The organism is Variovorax sp. GW821-FHT09B05, from assembly GCF_059418265.1.
Window position 1 is genome coordinate 248,546 of sequence record NZ_JBWKPN010000003.1, and the last position, 20,354, is coordinate 268,899.

Genomic DNA, 20,354 nt, shown 5'->3' on the forward strand with positions numbered 1-20,354 from the left:
GGGCTTTCGTTTGTGTAGCATCCCCTACACTTTCATGTTGCATTCACTACATTGAAGGTCAATGTAGCAAACGGGCCCGATGCTTGCAATGGTGTTTTCTCGCGATGTTCATCGGGGTTTTTCCGACCAACGACAATGGAGGGTTCGGAGCCGGCCGGCAGCTGGCGCCCCAAGGGCGTGCATCCCGGCTCAGCCAACCCCCCGTCATTCACCACTATTGAGTTCCGTATGAGTGCATTCAGCGAAGAGAAGGTCCTGAGCGTCCACCACTGGACCGACCGCCTGTTCACCTTCACCACCACGCGCGACCCGGCGCTGCGTTTCTCCAACGGCCACTTCACGATGATCGGCCTGCGCGTCAACGACAAGCCGCTGCTGCGCGCCTACAGCATCGTGAGCCCGAACTACGAGGAGCATCTCGAGTTCCTGAGCATCAAGGTGGAAGACGGCCCGCTGACCTCGCGGCTGCAGCACATCCAGGTGGGCGACACCATCATCGTGGGCCGCAAGCCCACCGGCACGCTGCTGATCGACTACACGCTGCCCGGCAAGCGCCTCTACCTGTTCGGCACCGGCACCGGCCTGGCACCGTTCATGAGCGTGATCCGCGACCCCGAGACCTACGAGAAGTTCGAGCAGGTCATCCTGGTGCACGGCGTGCGCCAGGTCGACGAGCTGGCCTACCACGACCTCGTGACCGACCACCTGCCCAAGCACGAGTTCCTCGGCGAGATGGTCGCCAAGCAGCTGCTGTACTACCCCACGGTCACGCGCGAGGAGTTCCGCAACCAGGGCCGCATCACCGACCTGATCGCGAGCAACAAGCTCACCGACGACCTCGGCCTGCCGCCGATCAACGCCGCCGAAGACCGCGTGATGCTGTGCGGCAGCCCGGGCCTGCTGGTCGACCTCAAGCACATCCTCGAGGCACGCGGCTTCAAGGAAGGCAACACCTCGACGCCGGGCGACTTCGTCGTCGAACGCGCCTTCGCCGAGAAGTAAGCAGGACGCCGCGCGATCGATGGCCGACAGCCGCTCCATCACCAAGCCCAAGCCCCAGCGCCGCACCGGCGTGCGCGAGGCCGCGGCCCAGGCCACGCGCGACAGCATCCTCAAGTCGGCGACCAAGGTGTTCGCCAAGTACGGCTACGACGGCGGCAGCGTGGAGAAGATCTCCAAGGCCGCCAAGTCGTACGACCGGATGATCTACTACTACTTCGGCAGCAAGGAAGGCCTGTTCATCGCGGTGCTCGAGGGCATCTACCAGCGCATGGACGACGCCGAGGCCGCGATCGCGCTCGACGCCTCGCGCCCGGTGGAGGCGCTCACCGAAGTGATCCGCTTCGTGCTCGGCTACTACCGCAAGAACCCCGAGTTCGTGACGCTGCTCAACACCGAGAACCTGCACAAGGGCCGGCACATCTCGAAGTCGCTGCGCGCGCGCGAGTATTCGTCGCGGGCGGTGGCGATCATCGCGGAGATCCTCGCGAGCGGCGCGGCCCAGGGGCTGTTCCGCAAGGACCTCGTGGCGCGCGACATCTACCTGCTGATCGCGTCCACCGGCTATTTCTACACCTCCAACCGCCACACGCTCACGGCCTTCCTCGGCGAGCCGCTGGAGTCGCCGGACGCGATCCGGCACTGGGAAGACTTCGTGATCGAGACCGTGCTGCGCACCGTGCGCGCGGACGATCTGCAGGACAACAACACTCCCCCCCACGACGAGGACAACACGAAATGGCAGAAATCGCGAGCAGCGGAAAGTCGGGCAAGGTCGTCATCCAGAACATAGGGCTGCTGCTCTCGGGCGACATCGACAAGCCCATCCTCGACGCCGACACCATCGTGGTGAACGATGGCCTGATCGTCGCCATCGGCAAGCAGAAGGACTGCGACATCGAGGGCGCGAAGACCGTCATCGACGCGCGCCGGACCTGCGTCGCGCCCGGCCTGATCGACAGCCACGTGCACCCGGTGTTCGGCGACTGGACGCCGCGCCAGGGCCAGATCGGCTGGATCGACTCCACCATGCACGGCGGCGTGACCACCATGATCTCGGCCGGCGAGGTGCACCTGCCCGGCCGCCCCAAGGACATCGTGGGCCTGAAGGCCCTGGCCATCACGGCGCAGCGCGCCTTCGACAACTTCCGCCCCGGCGGCGTGAAGGTGCTGGCCGGCGCGCCGGTGATCGAGAAGGGCATGGTCGAGAGCGACTTCAAGGAACTCGCCGAGGCCGGCGTGGGCCTGCTCGGCGAGGTCGGCCTGGGCTCGGTGAAGGCCGGCTACGAGGCCAAGGAGATGGTGGCCTGGGCGCGCAAGTACGGCATCCAGAGCACGATCCACACGGGCGGCCCGTCGATCCCGGGCTCGGGCCTGATCGACAAGGACGTGGTGCTCGAGGCCGACGCCGACGTCATCGGCCACATCAACGGCGGCCACACCTCGCTGCCCGAGGCCCATGTGTGCGAGCTCTGCGAGAAGAGCTCGCGCGCGATCGAGATCGTGCACAACGGCAACGAGAAGGTGGCGATCGCGGCGGCCAAGGCGGCGCTCGAGCTCAAGTGCCCGCACCGCGTGATCCTCGGCACCGACGGCCCCGCGGGCTCGGGCGTGCAGCCGCTGGGCATCCTGCGCATGGTCGCGATGCTGTCGTCGATCGCGAACATCCCGGCCGAGCTGGTGTTCTGCTTCGCGACCGGCAACACCGCGAAGATCCGCAAGCTCAACTGCGGCCTGATCGAGATCGGCCGCGATGCCGACTTCGTCTTCATGGACCGCGCGCAGCATTCGCCCGCGCCGGGCCTGCTCGAGAGCGTGCAGCTCGGCGACATCCCGGGCGTGGGCATGGTGATGATCGACGGCATCGTGCGCTGCGGCCGCAGCCGCAACACGCCGCCGGCGACCGAGATTCCGGTGGTGGTGTCGGGCGCGCACTGAGGCGCCCCGCGTTCAGGGCGAGCGCCGCGCCTTGAAGACCAGGTAGCGCGCGGCGAAGAAGTTCACGACCATGCCCGCGCCGCTGCCCACGGCCACGCCGAGCATCGGCGCCCAGCGGCCGCTCACAGAATGCAGCACCAGCACGTAGGCGCCGTAGTTCACGACCGCGCCGCCGAGCATGGTCGCGAGGTAGCTCGCATATTCACGCCACACCGTGGTCTCGGAATGACGGTCGCCGAAGGCCAGGTGGCGGTTCATCACCCAGGTGGTGGTGGCCGCCGCGAGGAAGGACAGCACGCGCGCGCCATACCAGCCCAGCAGCGGCGCGGCGAGGTACAGCACCGCCACGTCGACGCCGAAGCCCACCACGCCGGCCACGGCGAACAGCAGGAACTGGCGCCCGGCCTGCTTCATCGGCTCAACCGCAGGCGCCGTCTTGCCACGAGGCCGACCCGGCCGCGGGCATGGCGAGGTAGCGCAGCCGCTTGGCCTCCTGCCGCCCGATGGTCACGGTGTGCAGCACCGCGCCGCAGACCAGCGCGAGCATCGCGCTGAGCATCAGGCCGGTGGCCAGCACGGCGGTGGGCAGGCGCGGCACCAGGCCGGTCTCCCAGAAGGTCATCGCGAGCGGGATCGCGAGCCCCACCGAGGCCAGCGCGAGCAGGCCCGCGAGGATCGCGAAGAACATCAGCGGCCGCTCGCTCACGAACAGCTTGGAGATGGTGACGAGGATGCGCCAGCCGTCGCGGTAGGTCGACAGCTTGCTCACCGAGCCCTCGGGCCGCGAGCGGTAGACCGAGGGCACCTCGGCATAGGGCATGCGCAGTTCGAGCGCGTGCACGGTCAGTTCGGTCTCGATCTCGAAGCCCTTGGCCAGCGCGGGGAAGGACTTCACGTAGCGGCGCGAGAAGACGCGAAAGCCCGACAGCATGTCGGTGAAGCTGCCGCCGAACAGGCCCGCGACCGCGCCGGTCAGCATCTGGTTGCCCAGCCGATGGCCGCGACGGTAGGTCTGGGCATCGGTCTGGTCGTCGACGCGCGCGCCCACCACCATGTCGAGCTTCTGCTCGACCAGCATGCGGATCATCTCGCGCACCGTCGAGAGGTCGTAGGTGGCGTCGCCGTCGACCATGACGTAGATGTCGGCCTCGACGTCGGCGAACATGCGCCGCACCACGTTGCCCTTGCCGCGCAGCGGCACGTGCACGACGTGCGCGCCATGGGCGCGCGCGACCTCGGCGGTGCCGTCGGTGGAGTTGTTGTCGAAGATGTGGATCTGCGCCTCGGGCAGGTCGGCACGGAAGTCGGCCACCACCTTGGGAATGGCCAGCGCCTCGTTGTAGCAGGGGATGATGGCGGCGATGCGCAGCGCCGGCGGCAGCGGCGAGAGCGCGGCGGCGGCCGTGGGGGAAGCGAGGCGGTCGGCGGTCGTCATGGCGTGGGCGCGAGTATGCGGTAGGCCTTCACACCGTCCTTCTCGACGATCAGGCTGAAGTACTTGTCGAAGTCGGGCTTGGTGTGGACATAGGGCGCGAGCGCGGTCTGGATCACGATCGAGCCGAACTGCTGCGAGGCCAGCTTGCGCGCGAGCTGGTCGGCCGGCAGGTACAGGTAGTCCGAGTAGCGGAAGGGCCCGAAGATGTCGCCCCACACCGGGTTGGGCGCGAAGTAGATCGAGTCGTTGAGGCCGACCTGGTAGAGCCGGCCCACGGGGTTGGCGCGCAGGTGGCTCAGCACCTCGTAGCCCGGCACATGCCGGGCGAGGAAGGCCTCGCGCGAGGCGGGCGTGGGCGAGATCATGCGCACGTCGCGCACCGAATGCGCGAGCGCGAAGCCCGCGAGCACCACCATCAGCAGCCCGCCGAAGACGCCCGGCGTGCGCCCGCGCGCGAGCGCCGGCAGCCGGCGCCGCACGAAGGCACCGGCCCAGCCCAGCAGCGTGTGCCAGCCCACGGCGGCCATCAGCGCGAGCAGCGGGAACGAGGCCATCATGTAGCGCGGATAGCGCGAGGTCGCGACCCAGATCACCAGCGAGTAGAGGCAGAACACGAAGGCCGCGCGCACCGGGCCCGGGCGCCACAGCGGGCTGAACGGCACCAGCAGCAGCGGCCAGAACAGGCCGTTGGGCATGTTGGCGTGGTCGCGCACGTCGGCCAGCTGCTGCGTGTAGTCGGCCATGTTCCAGTTGGTGAAGCCGAACACGCGCGCGCCGATCGGGTTGAACGGATCGCCGGTCTGCAGGTAGTTGCGCGCATACCAGTAGATGCACGGCACGAGGAACAGCGCGAGGGCCGCGAGCCACGGCAGCGGCCGGCGCTCGCGCCGCGCCACGAACACCGCCACCAGCGGCAGGAAGATCAGCGCCTGGTACTTGGAGCCCGCCGCCACGCCGAGGAAGAAGGCGGCCAGCAGCAGCCAGCGCGCGCGCCCGTGGCGCGCTGCGCCGGGCGCCGGTTCGAGCACGTGGCCCTCGTCCCACCACCACAGCGCGACGAAGGCCGCGAGCACGAACAGCGCCACGCCCATGTCGATGTACGAGTTGGGATAGTCGCCCAGCGCGAGCCAGATGCCGGCGCCCAGGCAGGCGATGTAGCGGTTGGCGTGCAGCCGGCCGAGGCGATGGATCATCAGCACCGACAGCCAGCCCGCGAGGCCGTGGATGAAGTGGGTGAAGACGTCGTCGTAGACCGTCAGCGCGGCGGCGTAAAGCAGGTCGTAGTTGTAGGGGAACCAGGGGTAGCGCAGCCACTCGTAGACGCCCAGCGTGCCGCTTTGCGCGACCTGGCGCGCATAGGGCAGGTGGTACATCACCTCGTCGAAGGCCACCGGCGGCGCCAGCGGCGAGAACAACGTGGGCAGGCCCACGAGCAGCAGCGCGGCGAACGCGCATTTCTCGCCGAGGGTGGCTGCCGGCTGCGCGGGCGCGAGCGCGGCGCGCGTCTTCAGCTCGCGGCGCCAGCCGGGCAGCCGCAGCAGCGCCAGCACGATGCCCGCGCCCAGCAGCGCGAGCACCGCGCCCTGGCGCAGCGCGCCGGCGATCGCCAGCGCCTGGAAGGCCACGATGAACAGGCCGACGCCGAGCGTGGTCGCGATCGCGCCCTCGAGCCAGGCGTCGCGGCGCGCGGGCGCCCCGAAGCGCGCCAGCACGGTGGCGCCGAAGCCCCAGGCGCCGGCCACGAAGAGCGCCAGCGCCGCGTGGTGCGCGAGGATGAAGAGCAGTGTCTGAATGGGAATCCCCCGGAAGCCTGGATCGGTTCAGCGGCCCGCGGGGCGGGCGGCGTGGATGGCGGCGGCGCGGGGGAACGGAAGGGCCCGCCGCGCGCCGTCAGAGGTTGGGCGCCAGCAGCCGCTCCAGTTCGGATTCGCTCGCCTTGCGGCGCACCGCCTGGTCCTGCAGCTGGTCATGGCCGATTTTGCCTACGTTGAAGTACGTGCTGTCGGGGTGCCCGAGGTAGAACCCCGACACGCTGGCGGCCGGCATCATAGCGAGGCTTTCGGTCAGGCTCATGCCAATGTCCGTGCAGTTCAGGAGGTCGAACATCGGCTTCTTCACGCTGTGGTCGGGGCAGGCCGGGTAGCCGGGCGCGGGCCGGATGCCGCGGTACTTCTCGGCGATCATCTGCTCGTTGCTCAGCGCCTCGTCGGCCGCGTAGCCCCAGAGGTCGGTGCGCACGCGGTGGTGCATGGCCTCGGCGAAGGCCTCGGCCAGCCGGTCGGCCAGCGCCTTGAGCATGATCGCGGAGTAGTCGTCGAGGTCGTCGACGAAGTACTTCTCCTTCTTCTCCACGCCCAGGCCCGCGGTCACGGCGAACATGCCCACGTAGTCCTTCAGGCCGCTCTCGCGCGGCGCGACGAAGTCGGCCAGGCAGCGGCTCGGGCGCATCGTGCCCTCGATCTCCTGCTTCTCGGTCTGCTGGCGCAGGCCGTACCAGGTGAGCGCGGCCTCGCTGCGCGACTCGTCGGTGTAGAGCACGATGTCGTCGTCGTTCTCGGTGTTGGCCGGCCAGAAGCCGACCACGCCGCTCGCGCTGAGCCAGCGGCCCTCGATCAGGCGCTTGAGCATGCGCTGGCCGTCGGCGTAGACGCGCACGGCCTCGATACCGACGATCTCGTCCTTGAGGATGGCCGGGAACGGCCCCGCGAGGTCCCAGGTCTGGAAGAACGGACCCCAGTCGATGTACTTGGCGAGCTCGGTCAGGTCGAAGTTGCGGAACACGCGCCGGCCGATGAACTTGGGCGCGGGCGGCACGTAGCTCGACCAGTCGATGGGCGTCTTGTTGGCGCGCGCCTTGGCCAGCGGCCACAGCGGCACCTGCTTCTTGTTGGCGTGCTGCGTGCGCACCTTCTCGTAGTCGGCGTTGATCTCGCCGATGTAGGCCGCGGCCTGGTCGCTCAGCAGCGACTGCGCCACGCTCACGCTGCGCGAGGCGTCGGGCACGTAGACCACCGGGCCTTCGTAGTGCGGCGCGATCTTCACGGCCGTGTGCACGCGGCTGGTGGTGGCGCCGCCGATCAGCAGCGGGATCTTCTTGATGCGGAAGTGGTCGTCCTTCTGCATCTCGCCGGCCACGTACTGCATCTCTTCCAGGCTCGGCGTGATCAGGCCCGACAGGCCCACGATGTCCGCGCCCTCGACCTTCGCCTTGGCGAGGATCTCGTGGCACGGGACCATCACGCCCATGTTCACCACCTCGAAGTTGTTGCACTGGAGCACGACGGTGACGATGTTCTTGCCGATGTCGTGCACGTCGCCCTTCACGGTGGCGATGATGATCTTGCCCTTGGTGCGCACGTCGCGGCCCGCGGCCTCGTCCTGGCGCTTCTCTTCCTCGATGTAGGGGATGAGGTGGGCCACGGCCGACTTCATCACGCGCGCCGACTTCACCACCTGCGGCAGGAACATCTTGCCCTGGCCGAACAGGTCGCCCACGATGTTCATGCCGTCCATCAGCGGCCCCTCGATCACGTGCAGCGGACGGCCGCCCTTGGCGAGGATCTGCTGGTAGGCCTCCTCGGTGTCCTCCACGATGAAGTCGGTGATGCCGTGCACCATCGCGTGCGACAGCCGCTGGTTGACGTGCACCGGCTGCTCGGGCGTGCCGCGCCACTCGAGCTTCTTGCTGTCGTCCTTGGCGCCGCTCTTGGCGCTCTCGGCCACTTCGACCAGGCGCTCGCCGGCATCGGGCCGGCGGTTGAGCACCACGTCCTCCACGCGCTCGCGCAGCTCGGGCTCGAGGTCGTCGTAGACGCCGACCATGCCGGCGTTGACGATGCCCATGTCCATGCCGGCCTGGATCGCGTGGTACAGGAACACGGTGTGGATCGCCTCGCGCACCGGGTCGTTGCCGCGGAAGCTGAAGCTCACGTTCGACACCCCGCCCGAGACCTTGGCGCCCGGCAGGTTCTGCTTGATCCAGCGCACGGCGTTGATGAAGTCGACCGCGTAGTTGTCGTGCTCCTCGATGCCGGTGGCGATCGCGAAGATGTTCGGGTCGAAGATGATGTCCTCGGGCGGGAAGCCCACCTCGTCGACCAGGATGCGGTAGGCGCGCTCGCAGATCTCGACCTTGCGCTCGTAGGTGTCGGCCTGGCCCTTCTCGTCGAAGGCCATCACCACGGCAGCCGCGCCGTAGCGCTTCACGAGCTTCGCCTCGTGCTTGAACTTGTCCACGCCCTCCTTCATGGAGATCGAGTTGACGATGCCCTTGCCCTGGATGCAGCGCAGGCCGGCCTCGATCACTTCCCACTTGGAGCTGTCGACCATCACCGGCACGCGCGCGATGTCGGGCTCGCTGGCGATCAGGTTGAGGAAGCGCACCATCGCGGCCTTGCTGTCGAGCATGGCCTCGTCCATGTTGATGTCGATCACCTGCGCGCCGTTCTCGACCTGCTGGCGCGCGACCGCCAGCGCCTCCTCGAACTGGCCGTTGAGGATCATGCGCGCGAAGGCCTTGGAACCGGTGACGTTGGTGCGCTCGCCGATGTTGACGAACAGGGATCCCTCGCCGATGGCCACCGGTTCGAGACCGGACAGCTTCATGGGAGAAACGAAAGGCGCGGGGACATCGCTCATGGGGCTCACCTGGGCAGGGGAAGACACGTCAGGTGAGCGTCGTTGCAACCGGGCCTTCCGGGCAGGTTCTGCGAGAAGGCGCCTTCCAAGCCTGACGGCGGGTGCGCGGACCCGCACCGGGGTCCCGCGCGCCGCCGCTGCAACGCTCCTTGGAAGGGGTGGCGATTTTACCGGCTGCCGGCCGTGCCAACGGCCCGCGGGTGTATCCGCGGGCCGCCGGAAAGGCTCAGGCCGCCTGCGCGACCGGCGCCGCCGAGGCCGGCAGCCCGAAGGCGCGGTCGAAGGCCCAGTTGAAGACGAAGGTGTAGACCAGGAAGAAGACCACCAGCCCCAGGTCCATCACCAGCGCCTGCCACAGCGAGATGCCCAGGCCCCAGGCGAACATCGGCACCAGCAGCCCGATCAGGCCGCCCTCGAAGCCGATCGCATGGGCGATGCGGCGCTTGAGGCTGCGCCCGCGCACCGCCTGGCGCGCCTCCCAGCGCTCGAACAGGCTGTTGAAGATCAGGTTCCAGATCACCGCGATGACCGAGGCCGCCACCGCCAGCGCGCCCGAATGGCCGAGGCCGGCGCCCGTCAGCAGTGCCAGCCCGGCGCTGGCGGCCACGATGGCGATCCCTTCGTAGAGGGTGATGTAGACGATGCGACGCTGGATTCCCTGCATGACGGACTCTCTTGGCTTGTTGTGTGACTGCGATCCGTGGACTTTATGTGTCTCTTGCTGATATAAAAAGTCAACTTGTTTCAGTTTTATTGAAAGATCGACCCTATGAGGCGGCCATGAGCTTCTCCAGCGACAGCGTCGAGGTCTTCCTGGCCGTGATCGACCACGGCTCCTTCTCGGCCGCCGCCCGCGCCCTGCGCCGCGTGCCGTCGGCGGTCAGCATGGCCATCGCCCACCTCGAGGCCGAGCTCGACCTGCAGCTGTTCGACCGCAAGGGCCGCGAGCCCCGGCCCACGGCCGCCGCGCGCTCGCTCGAGCCGCAGGCGCGCGCGCTGGCGGCGCAGCTGCGCCAGCTCGACGCGCAGGCGCTGGCGCTCACGCAGGGGCTGGAGGAGCGGCTCACGCTGGCGATCGCGCCCGAGCTGCTGGCCGCGCCCTGGAGCGGCGCGCTGGCCGAGCTGGCGCACGAATACCCGCTGCTGCAGGTCGAGGTGCTGGCCGCGCCGCAGGCCGACGCGCTCGCGCTGCTGCACAGCGGCCGGGCCCAGCTCGCGCTGGTGTTCGAGCGACCCAGCCTCGACGGGCGCGAGGGCTTCCAGGAGGTGGGCAGCGACACCATGGTCGCGGTGATGGCGCCGGGCCACCCGGTGCTGGCCGCCGCGCCCGGCGGCCGCCTGCGCGAGGAGCACCTGATCGCCACCCGCCAGATCGTGGTGGCCGGCCGCGACCTGGTCACGGCCATGGACCCGCGCAGCGTCTTCGCGCGCCACCTCTGGCGCACCGACAACGCGCTGGCCGCCCTGAGCCTGATCACCGCCGGCGTCGGCTGGGGCTGGCTGCCGCGCAATTTCGTGCGGCCGCACGTGGCGGCGGGCGCGCTGGTCGAGATCCCGCTCGAGAACCTCAGCAACGGCCTGAACCTGTGGGTGGACGTGGTGTGGTCGCGCGAACGACCGCTGGGGCTGGGGGCGCAGCGCTTCGTGGCGTTGATTTCGCGGGAGCGGGTGGCGGCCAAGTCGATGGGGGTGGATTGACGCGCGCCCGCTGATTGTCATAACATACAAACAAACTAGACCAGGGAGCTGCCATGACCATCACCAGCATTTCCAGCCGGGACTTCACCCGCGACGTGGCCGCCGCCAAGCGTGCGGCCACCCACGGGCCGGTCTACATCACGAACCGCGGCGTGCCCGAGTACGTGCTCCAGCGCATCGAGGACTACCGCCGCGAAAGCGGGGAAGCCGAGGAGTCCTTGCTCGCCCTCATGGACAGCCTGCCCGCCACGGACGACGAACCCTTCGATCCGCCGCGCGCCGAGATCGTGCCGAAGACACCGGACCTCGGCTGATGTACGTCCTCGACACCAACGTCGTGTCGGAACTCCGGCACGGCAAGCCGAACCCGTCGCCCGCCGTGCGCGACTGGGCGGCCTCGATCCCGCAGCGCCATTTCTTCCTGAGCGCGATCACCGTGCTCGAGATCGAGACGGGCATCCTGCGGATGGAGCGCCGCTCACCGCCGCAAGGGGGATCGCTGCGCCGCTGGTTCGACGCCCTGCGCGAAGCCTTCGACGGCCGGATTCTTCCTTTCGGGGCGGAAGCCGCGCTGCTGTGCGCGCCGATGCACGTTCCCGATCCGCGCGACTACCGCGATTCGATGATCGCGGCCACGGCGCTGGCGCACGGCTTCACGCTGGTCACGCGCAACCTGCGCGATTTCGAGAGAAGCGGCGCGAAGCTGCTCAACCCCTGGCCGGCCGAAGGCTGAGCGCCCTGGGCCGCAACGAACTCAAGCGGCTTCCTTGTAGAACCCGGCCGCATTGTTCAGCAGCCGCCCCGCCACCGGCGACACCGCGCGCCCGATCGCCGCGATGTGGTCCGGCGTGGTGCCGCAGCAGCCGCCGACGATGTTGACCAACCCTTCGGCCGCGAACTCGTGCAGCAGGCGCGAGGTCACGTCGGGCGTCTCGTCGAAGCCGGTGTCGCTCATCGGGTTGGGCAGGCCGGCGTTGGGGTAGCAGCTGATGAAGGTGTCGTCGGCCACGCGCGCCAGTTCCTGGATGTAGGGGCGCATCAGCGCCGCGCCCAGCGCGCAGTTCAGGCCGATGGCCAGCGGCCGCGCATGGCGCACGCTGTGCCAGAAGGCGGTCACGGTCTGGCCGCTGAGGATGCGGCCCGAGGCGTCGGTCACGGTGCCGCTGATGATCAGCGGCAGGCGCTCGCCGCTGTTCTCGAAGTACTCGTCGACCGCGAACAGCGCGGCCTTGGCGTTGAGCGTGTCGAAGATGGTCTCGACCAGGATCACGTCGGCGCCGCCCTCGACCAGCGCCTCGGTCTGCTCGTAGTAGGCGGCGCGCAGCGCCTCGAAATCGACATTGCGCGCGCCCGGATCGTTGACGTCGGGGCTGATGCTCGCGGTCTTGGGCGTCGGGCCGAGGGCGCCGGCCACGAAGCGCGGCTTGTCGGGCGTGGAGTACTTGTCGCAGGCCGCGCGCGCCAGCTTCGCGGACTCGAGGTTCATCTCGCACGCCAGGTGCGCCATCTTGTAGTCCTCCTGCGCGATGGTGGTCGCGCCGAAGGTGTTGGTCTCGATCAGGTCGGCGCCGGCCGCGAGGTAGCCCTCGTGGATGTCGGAGATGACGTCGGGCCGGGTCAGCGACAGCAGCTCGTTGTTGCCCTTCACGTCGCGCTCGAAGTCCTTGAAGCGCTCGCCGCGGTACTGGGCCTCGGTGAGCTTGAAGCGCTGGATCATGGTGCCCATGGCGCCGTCGAGGATGGCGATGCGGCGCCCGAGGATCTCGGGCAGTTGCTGGGCACGGGTGTAGACGATCGGCTTCATGGGTCCGGATTGTAGAAAACGAGCCCCCGCCGCACCGCCGAAGCGGTCTTCGGGACTTCAGGCCGGCGCGTACCGGGCCGCGCGCGCCAGGCAGCCGACCGACAGCAGCGCCAGCAGGCCGCTGGCGGCGATGGCCAGGTCGTAGCTGCCGCGCAGGTCGAACAGCAGGCCGGCCGCGCTGGCGCCGATCGATGCGGCCACGCCGACCGCGATGTAGAGCGTGCCGAGGATGGCGCCCAGCGCGCGCGTGCCGTACCAGCGCGCCGCCAGCGCCGGGTAGAGCGCGATGCAGCCGCCGTTGGCCGCGCCGAACAGCAGCGCGAACAGCGCCAGCGCAGCGAAGCCGCCGGCCGCCCACCACAGCAGGTGCAGCACGGCCAGCGCCAGCGTGAGCAGCGAGAGCAGCCGGCGCGCGCCGAGCCGGTCGCCGAGCCCGCCGAGCACCAGCCGGCCGCCGACGTTGCCCACGCCGATCAGTCCGATCAGCAAGGTGGCGTCGGCCGCGCCGATGCCCAGCCCCTGCGCCGCCGGCGCCACGTGGACCAGCGCGACGAACAGCCCGATCGAGCCCCAGCCGATGGCCGCGAAGTACCACCAGAAGCAGGCGCCGTGCACCGCCTCGCGCCAGCGCAGGCCGGTCTCGGCGGGCGCGCCCGCCGACGCGGACACCCGGTCGCCATCGGGCAGCAGGCCGAGCTCCTGCGGCCGGGCCCGGATCGCCCGGGCCGCCACGCCGCCGAGCAGCAGGATGCCGAGCGCGAACAGCTGCATCGTGGCCTGCCACGACAGGTGCTGCTGCAGCGCGCCGGCCGTCACCGGGCCGACGAAGGTGCCGAGACCGGTGCCGGCCAGCGCCAGCCCCGAGGCCCGGCTGCGCCGGCGCACGAACCAGCGCTGCACCGCGGCCACCGCCGGCACGTAGACCAGCCCGACGCCGAAGCCGACGAACAGGCCGAACAGCGCGAACAGCACGGCCAGCGACGGCGCCAGGCTGGCCAGCGCGAAGCCGGCCGCGAGCAGCACGATGCCGGTGCCGACCACCGCGCGCAGCGGGAAGCGGTCGGCCAGCGCGCCCGAGAAGGCGCCGACGATGTAATAGAGCAGCGCCGTGGCCGAGAACAGCGAGGCGACCGGGAAGCGGCCGGCGCCGAAGCTGGCCTGGATGCCGGCGAAGAAGGCGCCGAAGGAATAGGCGGCGCCGAACACCAGCGCCAGCAGCACATGGGCCGCCGCGACGACGCCCCAGCCGCGAAAGAGCCTCATGGCACCTTCGACATGATCGCGTCCATCGCCGCGACGAAACGCTCGAGCTCGTGCGGCGCGCCGACCGAGACGCGGATGAAGCGCTCGAAGCCCGGCTCCTTCCACGGCTTGACGATGATGCCGCGCGCCAGCAGCGCCTCGTTGACCGGCCCGTTCGGCCGGCCCAGGTCGATGAACAGGAAGTTGGCCGCCGAGGGCGCGATGCGCAGCCCCGGCCAATCGCGCGCGCGCAACTGTGCGGCCAGCGCGTCGCGCAGCCGCACCGTTTGTTCCACGGCCGCCTGCATGCAGGCCTCGTCGCCCCAGGCCGCGAGCGCCGCGGCCTGCGCCGCGAGGTTCACGTTGAAGGGCGTGCGCACGCGGTCGAGCAGCTGCACCAGCGCCGCGTCGGACGCGATGCCGTAGCCCACGCGCAGGCCGGCCAGGCCCCAGGCCTTGGAGAAGGTGCGCAGCACGATCCACGGGAAGGCCACCGCTTCGCCGCGCAGCCGCGCGAGCACGTCGGGGTAGCCGCTCGCGAGCCGCGCGTATTCGTAGTAGGCCTCGTCGACCACCAGCAGCGTGCCCGCGGGCACGGCGGCCAGCAGGCGCTCGAAGTCCCGCGCGTCGAACATGCAGCCGACCGGGTTCGAGGGATTGGCCAGCATCACCAGCTTGGGGCCGCGCGCGAGCGCCGCGCACCAGGCCTCGATGTCGAAGCCCAGTTCGGGCGTGAGCGCCAGCAGCTCGACCTGCGCGCCCATCATGCGCGGATAGATCTCGTGCAGACCGAAGGCCGGGCGCTGCGTGAGCACGCGGTCGCCGGGGCCCAGGAAGGCCTGGCACAGCATCTGGAGGATGTCCTCCGAGCCGTTGCCGATCACCAGTTCCGCGGGCTGCGCGCCGCAGCGTTCGGCGATCGCGGCGCGCAGCGCGGTGCAATGGGCATCGGGGTAGGTGCCCGCGCGCGCCGCCAGGTCGACCAGCGCGCGCGCCACCGCGGGACTCGCGCCGTAGGGGTTCTCGTTGCTCGCGAGCCGCGCGATCTCGTCGACGCCGTAGCGCGCGCGCACGGCCTCCGAGGACAGGCCGGCGTTGTAGGCCGGCAGCGGCGCGACTTCGGGCCGCGCGAGGGCATGGATGGCGGTCGTGTTCACAGGTCGAATACCTTGCCGGGGTTGAGCAGGTGGAGGGGATCGAGCGCCTGCTTGATGGCGCGCATCGCGGCCAGTTCGTCGGGGCTGCGGCTCGCGCCCAGGTAGGGCTTCTTGTGCAGGCCGATGCCGTGCTCGGCCGAGATGCTGCCGCCGCGGGCCTCGACCTGCGCGTAGACCATGCGCTCGAAGGCCTCGGCCTCGCCGCCGATGGCCTGGCCGTCGGTGGTCACGTGCAGGTTGCTGTCGCCCACGTGGCCGAAGAACAGCGAATGGTGCCCGGGCCAGCGCGCATCGAGCGCCGCGCGGCAGTCGTCGGCGAAGCGGCCGATGCTGGCCATCGGCAGGCTCACGTCGAGGTTGATCGGCGGATGCATGTGCACCGGCAGCTCGGCCGTGGCCTCGCGGATCTTCCAGAAGGCGCGCGCCTGCGATTGCGACTGGGCGATGGCGGCATCGACCGCCGCGCCCTCCTCCATCGCGCCGGCCAGCGCCGCCTCGAGCGCCTCGCGCAGCGCGGCCTCGTCCTCGCCGGTCACGTCGACCAGCGCCACCAGCGGATGCGCCGCGTCGAAGGGCTCGCGCAGCTGCTGCCAGCGCAGCGAGGTCTGCACGAAGTCGCGCCACATCAGCTCGAAGGCCGCGAGCGCGCCCGGAAAGCGCGCGCCGAGGCGGCGCAACAGCACCAGCGCGGCCTCGAAGTCCGGCAGCGCGACCAGCGCGGTGGCCTTGGCGCGCGGCGCCGGATGCAGCCGCAGCAGCGCACGCGTGATCACGCCCAGCGTGCCCTCGGCGCCGATGAAGAACTGCTTGAGGTCGTAGCCGGTGTTGTTCTTGAGCATGGGCCGCAGCATCGGCAGCACGCGGCCGTCGGCCAGCACCACCTCCAGGCCCAGCGCCTGCTCGCGCATCATCCCGAACTGCAGCACGCCGTTGCCGCCCGCGTTGGTCGACAGCGCGCCGCCGATCTGGCACGAACCGCGCGCGCCGAAGTCCACGCCGAACAGCAGGCCCTGCGCGGCCGCCGCCTCCTGCACCGACTGCAGGGTGGCGCCTGCCTGCACGGTCAGCGTGCCGGCGGCGGCATCGAGCGACTCGATGGCGTTCATGCGCTCGAGCGACAACGCGATCGCATCCGCGCGCGGCACCGCCGCGCCGGCCAGCCCGGTGAGCCCGCCCTGCGGCACCACGGGCACGCGGTGCTCGCTGCACAGGCGCAGCACGGCCGACACCTCGCGCGTGTCGCGCGGCCGAACCAGCGCCAGCGGCAGCACCGGTGCCACGCCGCTCCAGTCGCTGCGGTGGCGCTCGGCGATGGCCTCGCCGCGCAGCACCTGGCCGGCGCCCAGCGCCTCGCCGAGCGCGGCGAGAAAGGCCTCCTCGCTCATTGCCGGCTCACCTGCGGCCTTCGACGAAATCGAGCACCGCCTCGAGCATGCGGCGCACCTGCGGCTGCACACCGGCCGCCACCTGGGGCAGGTAGGCGAAGGGCAGTGCCTCCTGCATGTAGCTCGACTGCGTCATCTCGAGCTGCACCGCGTGCACGCCCCCCGCGGGGTTGCCGTACTGGCGCGTGATGTGGCCGCCCTTGAAGCGGCCGTTGAGCACGCCGGTGTAGCCGGGGTTCGAGCTCGCGATGCCCAGCAGCGTGGCGGCGAGCGCGGGGTCGCAGCTCCTGCCGTCGGCGGTGCCGAGGTTGAGGTCGGGCAGCTTGCCTTCGAAGAAGCGCGGCAGCACCGAGCGGATCGAGTGCGCGTCCCACAGCGCGATGGTGCCGTGCGCGGCCTGGAGCCGGGCCAGCTCGGCCGCGAGCTGCGCGTGGTAGGGCTGCCAGATCGCCTCGCGGCGCGCGGCGATCTCGGCCTCGCCGGGCACGTCGCCCGCGGCGTACAGCGGCGTGTCGTCGAAGGTGTCGACCGGGCACAGGCCGGTGACGCTCTGGCCCGGGTAGAGGCTGGCGCCGTCGGGCGGACGGTTGAGGTCGATCACGTAGCGGGAGTGCGTGGCCACCAGCACCGAGGCGCCGAGTGCGTCGGCGAAGTCGTAGAGCTGCTCGAGGTGCCAGTCGGTATCGGGCACATGGCGCGCCTCCTCGGTGAAGCGCGCGAGCAGCGCGCCCGGCACGTGGGTGCCCACGTGCGGCATCGAGATCAGCAGCGGGCGCGTGCCCTGGCGAAAGCGGAAGGCCGGTTCGGTGGTGGGGAAAGTCATGGCGTGGGGTTCCTCAGTCTTGAAGCAGTTGGGTGCGCGCGGCCACGAAGGCGGACGCGGCCTCGGCGTGCAGCGCATGGCGCCCGGCGGCGACGCGCGGGCGGCCCGCCACCCACACGGCGTCGATGGCGCGGGTGCGGTGGCTCGCGAAGACGTGCGCCGACAGCATGTCGGGCGCCGACAGCCCCTGCAGCGCGAGCTGCTGCGCGTCGAGCACCACGAAGTCGGCCTGCTGGCCTGCCGCGAGGCCGCCGATGGCGCGGCCCGCGGCCTGCGCGCCGCCCTGCACCGCCTGCAGGGTCAACGCGGTCGCCACGTGCGGCTGCGCCGCGGTCGCGCCCACGTTGCGCTGGCGCGTGCGCAGGCGCTGGCCGTACTCGAGCATCAGCAGCTCCTCGGCCGCATCGACGCAGGCATGGCTGTCGGAGCCCAGGCCCCAGGCGCCGCCGTGCTGGCGCCAGGCCGCGAAGTCGAACAGGCCGTCGCCGAGGTTGGCCTCGGTGGTCGGGCAGAGGCCGGCGACCGCGCCGCTGCGCGCACCGCGCCGGTACTCGTCGGCGTCCATGTGCGTGGCATGCACCAGGCACCAGCGCGCGTCGACCGGCGCGTGCTCGAGCAGCCATGCCACGGGACGCTGGCCGCTCCAGGCGATGCAGTCGTCGACCTCCTTGGTCTGCTCGGCGATGTGGATGTGGACCGGCGCGCCGGCCTCGATCGCATCGAGCCCCGCGAGCGCCTCGCGCAACGCCTCGGGCGGCACCGCGCGCAGCGAGTGCGGCGCGAGGCCGAGCCGCGCGCCCTGCGCGTCGCAGGCGGGCTTCAGCGCCTCGAGCAGCCGCAGCATCGAGTCGGTGGAACGAATGAAGCGCCGCTGCCCCTCGTTGGGCGGCAGGCCGCCGAAGCCGCTGGTCTGGTAGAGCACCGGCAGCAGGGTGAAGCCGATGCCGGTCTTGTGGGCGGCGCGCAGCAGCGCGCGGCTCAGCGTGGCGTCGTCGGCATAGGGCTTGCCGTCGGCGTCGTGGTGCACGTACTGGAACTCGCAGACGCTGGTGTAGCCGGCCTCGAGCATCTCGGCATAGAGCCAGGTCGCGATGTCCTCCATCTGCCGCGGGCCGAGGCGCGCGGCGAAGCGGTACATCAGCGTGCGCCAGCTCCAGAAGCTGTCCTGCTGCTCGGCGCGGTGCTCGGTCAGGCCCGCGAAGGCGCGCTGGAAGGCGTGCGAGTGCAGGTTGGGCATGCCGGGGATCACGGGGCCGTTGGCGGTGTCGGCAGCGGCGGGCTTGTCGGCGCCGGCCCTCGCCTCGACGAGCTGGCCGGCCTCGTTCCAGGCCAGCAGCACGTTCTTCGCCCAGCCGGTGGGCAGCAGCGCGTCGGCCGCGAACAGCGCGCGCGTCATGCCGCCGCTCCCACGGCGATGCGACCCTGCCGCACCACGGTGCGCACGGGCCGCTGGCCGAACCAGTAGGCGAGTTCGGCCGCGTCGCGCACCGACCAGAGCACGAAGTTCGCGGGCCGGCCCACGGCGATCGCGCCGTGCGTGGCCTCGAGGCCGAGCGCGCGCGCCGCATGCACCGTGACGCCGGCCAGCGCCTCGGGCACGGTGAGGCGGAACAGGGTGCAGGCCATGTTGACCATCAGCAGCAGGCTCAGCGCGGGCGAGGTGCCGGGGTTGTGGTCGGTCGAGACCGCCATCGGCACGCCAGCGGCGCGCAGCGCCTCGATCGGCGGCAGGTGGGTGTCGCGCAGCGTGTAGTAGGCGCCGGGCAGCAGCACGGCCACGGTGCCGGCCGCGCGCATCGCCTCGATGCCCTCGGCCGACAGGTGCTCGATGTGGTCGCAGGACAGCGCGCCGTAGCGCGCGGCCAGCGCGGCGCCGCCCATGTCCGAGAGCTGCTCGGCATGCAGCTTGACCGGCAGGCCCAGCGCCCGGGCGGCCTGGAACACGCGCTCGGTTTCGTCGAGCGAGAAGGCAATGCGCTCGCAGAACACGTCGACCGCGTCGACCAGCCCCTCGGCCGCGAGCGCCGGCAGCATCTCGCGGCAGACCAGTTCGATGTACTCGCCGCTGCGGCCCGCGTATTCGGGCGGCAGCGCATGGGCGCCGAGGAAGGTGGTGCGCACCGTCACGCCGTAGTGTTCGCCGAGCCGCCGCGCCACGCGCAGCTGCTTGCGCTCGTGCTCGAGCGCGAGGCCGTAGCCCGACTTGATCTCGATCGCGCAGACGCCGTCGGCCAGCAATGCCTCGAGCCGCGGCGCGGCCTGGGCGAACAGCGTGTCCTCGTCGGCCTCGCGCGTGGCGCGCACCGAGGAGACGATGCCGCCGCCGGCCTTCGCAACCTCCTCGTAGCTCGCGCCCGCGAGCCGCATCGCGAACTCGTTGGCGCGCTGGCCGCCGTAGACCAGGTGGGTGTGGCAGTCGACCAGGCCCGGCGTGGCCAGCGCGCCGCCGCCGTTGTGCACGGGCAATGCGGCGTATTCGGCCGGCAGCGCGGCGCGTGCGCCGACCCAGCGGATCGTGCCCTGCGCGACGACGAGGGCGGCATCGTCCGATTCGATGCCGGGCGCGGCGCCCGGCGCGAGGCGCAGGCCGGTCCAGAGGCCGTCGGCGGAAGGATGGGAAAGGGTCATGGGTCTGTGGTCTCGGGTTGCGGCCTCAGGCGGGAACGATGCGCACGGCCACGAGGCGTGCCGTCGCGTCCTCGGGCGCGAGCTGCCAGGCGCGCGGTGCATCGGACCAGCACAGGCCCTCGCCTTCGCGGCACGCCGTGCCGCCGGCATCGAGCCGCCAGCCGCCGCGCAGCGCGAGCAGCACGCCATGCGGCGCGGCTTCGAGCGCGGTGGCGCCGTCGAGCACGCGCACTTCGGCGCGCCAGGCGCCGCGACGGGTCATCACGTTGAAATCGCTCGAGGCGCCGCCCAGCAGCGTGCAGTCGAGCGCGGTGTCGCCGCTGAAGGCGAAGGGCCGGTGCGGCGCGTCGAGCGGATGGTCGATGGCGCCGTCGGCCGAGCGCAGCCGCACGCCGTCGCCCTCGAGCAGCATGATGCTGCGGTCGATGCCCGCGAAGCGCGAGAACGGTCCGGCCTGCGCGATGCTGGCGATGCTCACGCGCCAGCCGAAGTCCTCGAGCCCGGCGCCGGCCGGCCAGCAGGCGATCTCCTGCGTGGTGCCGCCGCCGTTCTTCCACGGCGTGACGGGCAAGGTGGCGCGCGAGAAGCGCTGCGTGCCGCCGGCCAT

The 20,354-nt window shown here is 70.8% G+C and carries 19 protein-coding genes and 1 riboswitch; of the genes, 6 read left to right on the forward strand and 13 right to left on the reverse strand.

The annotated features are described in order from the left end of the window. The first annotated feature begins 228 nt into the window (after window positions 1–228). The 3 genes from AC07RM_RS09540 to AC07RM_RS09550 are packed head-to-tail and all read left to right on the forward strand — an operon-like array spanning window position 229 to window position 2,937. A complete protein-coding gene (locus AC07RM_RS09540) occupies window positions 229–1,002 on the forward strand; it encodes a ferredoxin--NADP reductase (RefSeq protein WP_093343879.1) in 774 nt (257 codons plus the stop codon). A 19-nt stretch (window positions 1,003–1,021) separates the two neighbouring features. Continuing rightward, window positions 1,022–1,792 carry a TetR/AcrR family transcriptional regulator gene (locus AC07RM_RS09545; RefSeq protein WP_093343877.1) on the forward strand — a complete coding sequence of 257 codons (771 nt, stop codon included), beginning with the start codon at window positions 1,022–1,024 and terminating at the stop codon, window positions 1,790–1,792. Beyond that, window positions 1,738–2,937, forward strand: a complete 1,200-nt coding sequence (locus AC07RM_RS09550; RefSeq protein ID WP_296781948.1) for an amidohydrolase family protein — start codon at window positions 1,738–1,740, stop codon at window positions 2,935–2,937. Before AC07RM_RS09545 ends, AC07RM_RS09550 begins: the two co-directional genes overlap by 55 nt. Before the next feature lie 12 nt (window positions 2,938–2,949). On the opposite strand, the gene AC07RM_RS09555 is transcribed toward AC07RM_RS09550, so the two are convergent. The 5 genes from AC07RM_RS09555 to AC07RM_RS09575 all read right to left on the reverse strand — a co-directional run bounded on the left by AC07RM_RS09555 (window position 2,950) and on the right by AC07RM_RS09575 (window position 9,674). Next, a complete protein-coding gene (locus AC07RM_RS09555) occupies window positions 2,950–3,351 on the reverse strand; it encodes a GtrA family protein (RefSeq protein ID WP_495334298.1) in 402 nt (133 codons plus the stop codon). 4 nt (window positions 3,352–3,355) lie between these two features. Further along, window positions 3,356–4,372: a glycosyltransferase family 2 protein gene (locus AC07RM_RS09560; RefSeq protein WP_296781950.1), complete on the reverse strand. Its 1,017-nt coding sequence runs from the start codon at window positions 4,370–4,372 to the stop codon at window positions 3,356–3,358. Next, complete coding sequence (locus AC07RM_RS09565; RefSeq protein ID WP_495334299.1) at window positions 4,369–6,114, reverse strand: ArnT family glycosyltransferase; 1,746 nt, start codon at window positions 6,112–6,114, stop codon at window positions 4,369–4,371. The genes AC07RM_RS09560 and AC07RM_RS09565 overlap by 4 nt, the downstream gene beginning before the upstream one ends. A gap of 148 nt (window positions 6,115–6,262) precedes the next feature. Further along, the gene (gene metH, locus AC07RM_RS09570; protein ID WP_495334300.1) at window positions 6,263–8,977 is read right to left on the reverse strand and encodes a methionine synthase; all 2,715 of its coding nucleotides are present in this window, start codon (window positions 8,975–8,977) and stop codon (window positions 6,263–6,265) included. A 60-nt stretch (window positions 8,978–9,037) separates the two neighbouring features. Further along, a riboswitch (S-adenosyl-L-homocysteine riboswitch) is annotated at window positions 9,038–9,167 on the reverse strand. A 69-nt stretch (window positions 9,168–9,236) separates the two neighbouring features. Then, window positions 9,237–9,674, reverse strand: coding sequence for a PACE efflux transporter (locus AC07RM_RS09575; protein WP_093343867.1), 438 nt, complete (start codon window positions 9,672–9,674; stop codon window positions 9,237–9,239). 116 nt (window positions 9,675–9,790) lie between these two features. Here AC07RM_RS09575 and AC07RM_RS09580 point away from each other — a divergent pair, with 116 nt between their 5' ends. Genes AC07RM_RS09580 through AC07RM_RS09590 form a run of 3 tightly spaced genes read left to right on the forward strand, consistent with a single transcriptional unit; the run spans window position 9,791 to window position 11,441 of the window. Further along, window positions 9,791–10,708 carry a LysR family transcriptional regulator gene (locus AC07RM_RS09580; protein ID WP_296793981.1) on the forward strand — a complete coding sequence of 306 codons (918 nt, stop codon included), beginning with the start codon at window positions 9,791–9,793 and terminating at the stop codon, window positions 10,706–10,708. Window positions 10,709–10,761: 53 nt separating this feature from the next. Further along, window positions 10,762–11,022 carry a prevent-host-death protein gene (locus tag AC07RM_RS09585; protein ID WP_495318403.1) on the forward strand — a complete coding sequence of 87 codons (261 nt, stop codon included), beginning with the start codon at window positions 10,762–10,764 and terminating at the stop codon, window positions 11,020–11,022. Further along, entirely contained in the window at window positions 11,022–11,441 is a 420-nt protein-coding gene (locus AC07RM_RS09590; RefSeq protein ID WP_296781955.1) for a type II toxin-antitoxin system VapC family toxin, read from the forward strand. The genes AC07RM_RS09585 and AC07RM_RS09590 overlap by 1 nt, the downstream gene beginning before the upstream one ends. Before the next feature lie 21 nt (window positions 11,442–11,462). Here the strand turns inward: AC07RM_RS09590 and AC07RM_RS09595 are convergent, their stop codons facing one another. The 8 genes from AC07RM_RS09595 to AC07RM_RS09630 are packed head-to-tail and all read right to left on the reverse strand — an operon-like array spanning window position 11,463 to window position 20,354. Continuing rightward, window positions 11,463–12,512, reverse strand: a complete 1,050-nt coding sequence (locus AC07RM_RS09595; protein ID WP_495334301.1) for a homocysteine S-methyltransferase family protein — start codon at window positions 12,510–12,512, stop codon at window positions 11,463–11,465. 57 nt (window positions 12,513–12,569) lie between these two features. Next, on the reverse strand, window positions 12,570–13,775 hold the full coding sequence (locus tag AC07RM_RS09600) for an MFS transporter (protein ID WP_495334302.1): 1,206 nt from the start codon (window positions 13,773–13,775) through the stop codon (window positions 12,570–12,572). After that, window positions 13,772–14,911 carry a histidinol-phosphate transaminase gene (locus tag AC07RM_RS09605; protein WP_495334303.1) on the reverse strand — a complete coding sequence of 380 codons (1,140 nt, stop codon included), beginning with the start codon at window positions 14,909–14,911 and terminating at the stop codon, window positions 13,772–13,774. Before AC07RM_RS09605 ends, AC07RM_RS09600 begins: the two co-directional genes overlap by 4 nt. After that, complete coding sequence (locus tag AC07RM_RS09610) at window positions 14,908–16,296, reverse strand: FAD-binding oxidoreductase (RefSeq protein ID WP_495334304.1); 1,389 nt, start codon at window positions 16,294–16,296, stop codon at window positions 14,908–14,910. The genes AC07RM_RS09605 and AC07RM_RS09610 overlap by 4 nt, the downstream gene beginning before the upstream one ends. A gap of 7 nt (window positions 16,297–16,303) precedes the next feature. Next, window positions 16,304–17,119, reverse strand: coding sequence for an N-formylglutamate deformylase (gene hutG / locus AC07RM_RS09615; RefSeq protein WP_495334305.1), 816 nt, complete (start codon window positions 17,117–17,119; stop codon window positions 16,304–16,306). A gap of 13 nt (window positions 17,120–17,132) precedes the next feature. Next, window positions 17,133–18,515: a formimidoylglutamate deiminase gene (locus AC07RM_RS09620; RefSeq protein WP_495334306.1), complete on the reverse strand. Its 1,383-nt coding sequence runs from the start codon at window positions 18,513–18,515 to the stop codon at window positions 17,133–17,135. Then, window positions 18,512–19,747: an imidazolonepropionase gene (hutI, locus tag AC07RM_RS09625; protein ID WP_495334307.1), complete on the reverse strand. Its 1,236-nt coding sequence runs from the start codon at window positions 19,745–19,747 to the stop codon at window positions 18,512–18,514. Before hutI ends, AC07RM_RS09620 begins: the two co-directional genes overlap by 4 nt. A 25-nt stretch (window positions 19,748–19,772) precedes the next feature. Further along, the gene (locus AC07RM_RS09630) at window positions 19,773–20,354 is read right to left on the reverse strand and encodes a HutD/Ves family protein (RefSeq protein WP_495334308.1); all 582 of its coding nucleotides are present in this window, start codon (window positions 20,352–20,354) and stop codon (window positions 19,773–19,775) included.

What these genes read in the sequence shown, in the direction of transcription:
- metH (WP_495334300.1), bottom strand. Translation starts at nt 8,977, where the DNA reads ATGAAGCTGTCCGGTCTCGAACCGGTGGCCATCGGCGAGGGATCCCTG.
- AC07RM_RS09600 (WP_495334302.1), bottom strand. Translation starts at nt 13,775, where the DNA reads ATGAGGCTCTTTCGCGGCTGGGGCGTCGTCGCGGCGGCCCATGTGCTG.
- AC07RM_RS09555 (WP_495334298.1), bottom strand. Translation starts at nt 3,351, where the DNA reads ATGAAGCAGGCCGGGCGCCAGTTCCTGCTGTTCGCCGTGGCCGGCGTG.
- AC07RM_RS09545 (WP_093343877.1), top strand. Translation starts at nt 1,022, where the DNA reads ATGGCCGACAGCCGCTCCATCACCAAGCCCAAGCCCCAGCGCCGCACC.
- AC07RM_RS09630 (WP_495334308.1), bottom strand. Translation starts at nt 20,354, where the DNA reads ATGGCCGGCGGCACGCAGCGCTTCTCGCGCGCCACCTTGCCCGTCACG.
- AC07RM_RS09590 (WP_296781955.1), top strand. Translation starts at nt 11,022, where the DNA reads ATGTACGTCCTCGACACCAACGTCGTGTCGGAACTCCGGCACGGCAAG.
- AC07RM_RS09585 (WP_495318403.1), top strand. Translation starts at nt 10,762, where the DNA reads ATGACCATCACCAGCATTTCCAGCCGGGACTTCACCCGCGACGTGGCC.
- AC07RM_RS09550 (WP_296781948.1), top strand. Translation starts at nt 1,738, where the DNA reads ATGGCAGAAATCGCGAGCAGCGGAAAGTCGGGCAAGGTCGTCATCCAG.
- AC07RM_RS09560 (WP_296781950.1), bottom strand. Translation starts at nt 4,372, where the DNA reads ATGACGACCGCCGACCGCCTCGCTTCCCCCACGGCCGCCGCCGCGCTC.
- AC07RM_RS09540 (WP_093343879.1), top strand. Translation starts at nt 229, where the DNA reads ATGAGTGCATTCAGCGAAGAGAAGGTCCTGAGCGTCCACCACTGGACC.
- AC07RM_RS09575 (WP_093343867.1), bottom strand. Translation starts at nt 9,674, where the DNA reads ATGCAGGGAATCCAGCGTCGCATCGTCTACATCACCCTCTACGAAGGG.
- AC07RM_RS09580 (WP_296793981.1), top strand. Translation starts at nt 9,791, where the DNA reads ATGAGCTTCTCCAGCGACAGCGTCGAGGTCTTCCTGGCCGTGATCGAC.
- hutI (WP_495334307.1), bottom strand. Translation starts at nt 19,747, where the DNA reads ATGACCCTTTCCCATCCTTCCGCCGACGGCCTCTGGACCGGCCTGCGC.
- AC07RM_RS09610 (WP_495334304.1), bottom strand. Translation starts at nt 16,296, where the DNA reads ATGAGCGAGGAGGCCTTTCTCGCCGCGCTCGGCGAGGCGCTGGGCGCC.
- hutG (WP_495334305.1), bottom strand. Translation starts at nt 17,119, where the DNA reads ATGACTTTCCCCACCACCGAACCGGCCTTCCGCTTTCGCCAGGGCACG.
- AC07RM_RS09595 (WP_495334301.1), bottom strand. Translation starts at nt 12,512, where the DNA reads ATGAAGCCGATCGTCTACACCCGTGCCCAGCAACTGCCCGAGATCCTC.
- AC07RM_RS09620 (WP_495334306.1), bottom strand. Translation starts at nt 18,515, where the DNA reads ATGACGCGCGCGCTGTTCGCGGCCGACGCGCTGCTGCCCACCGGCTGG.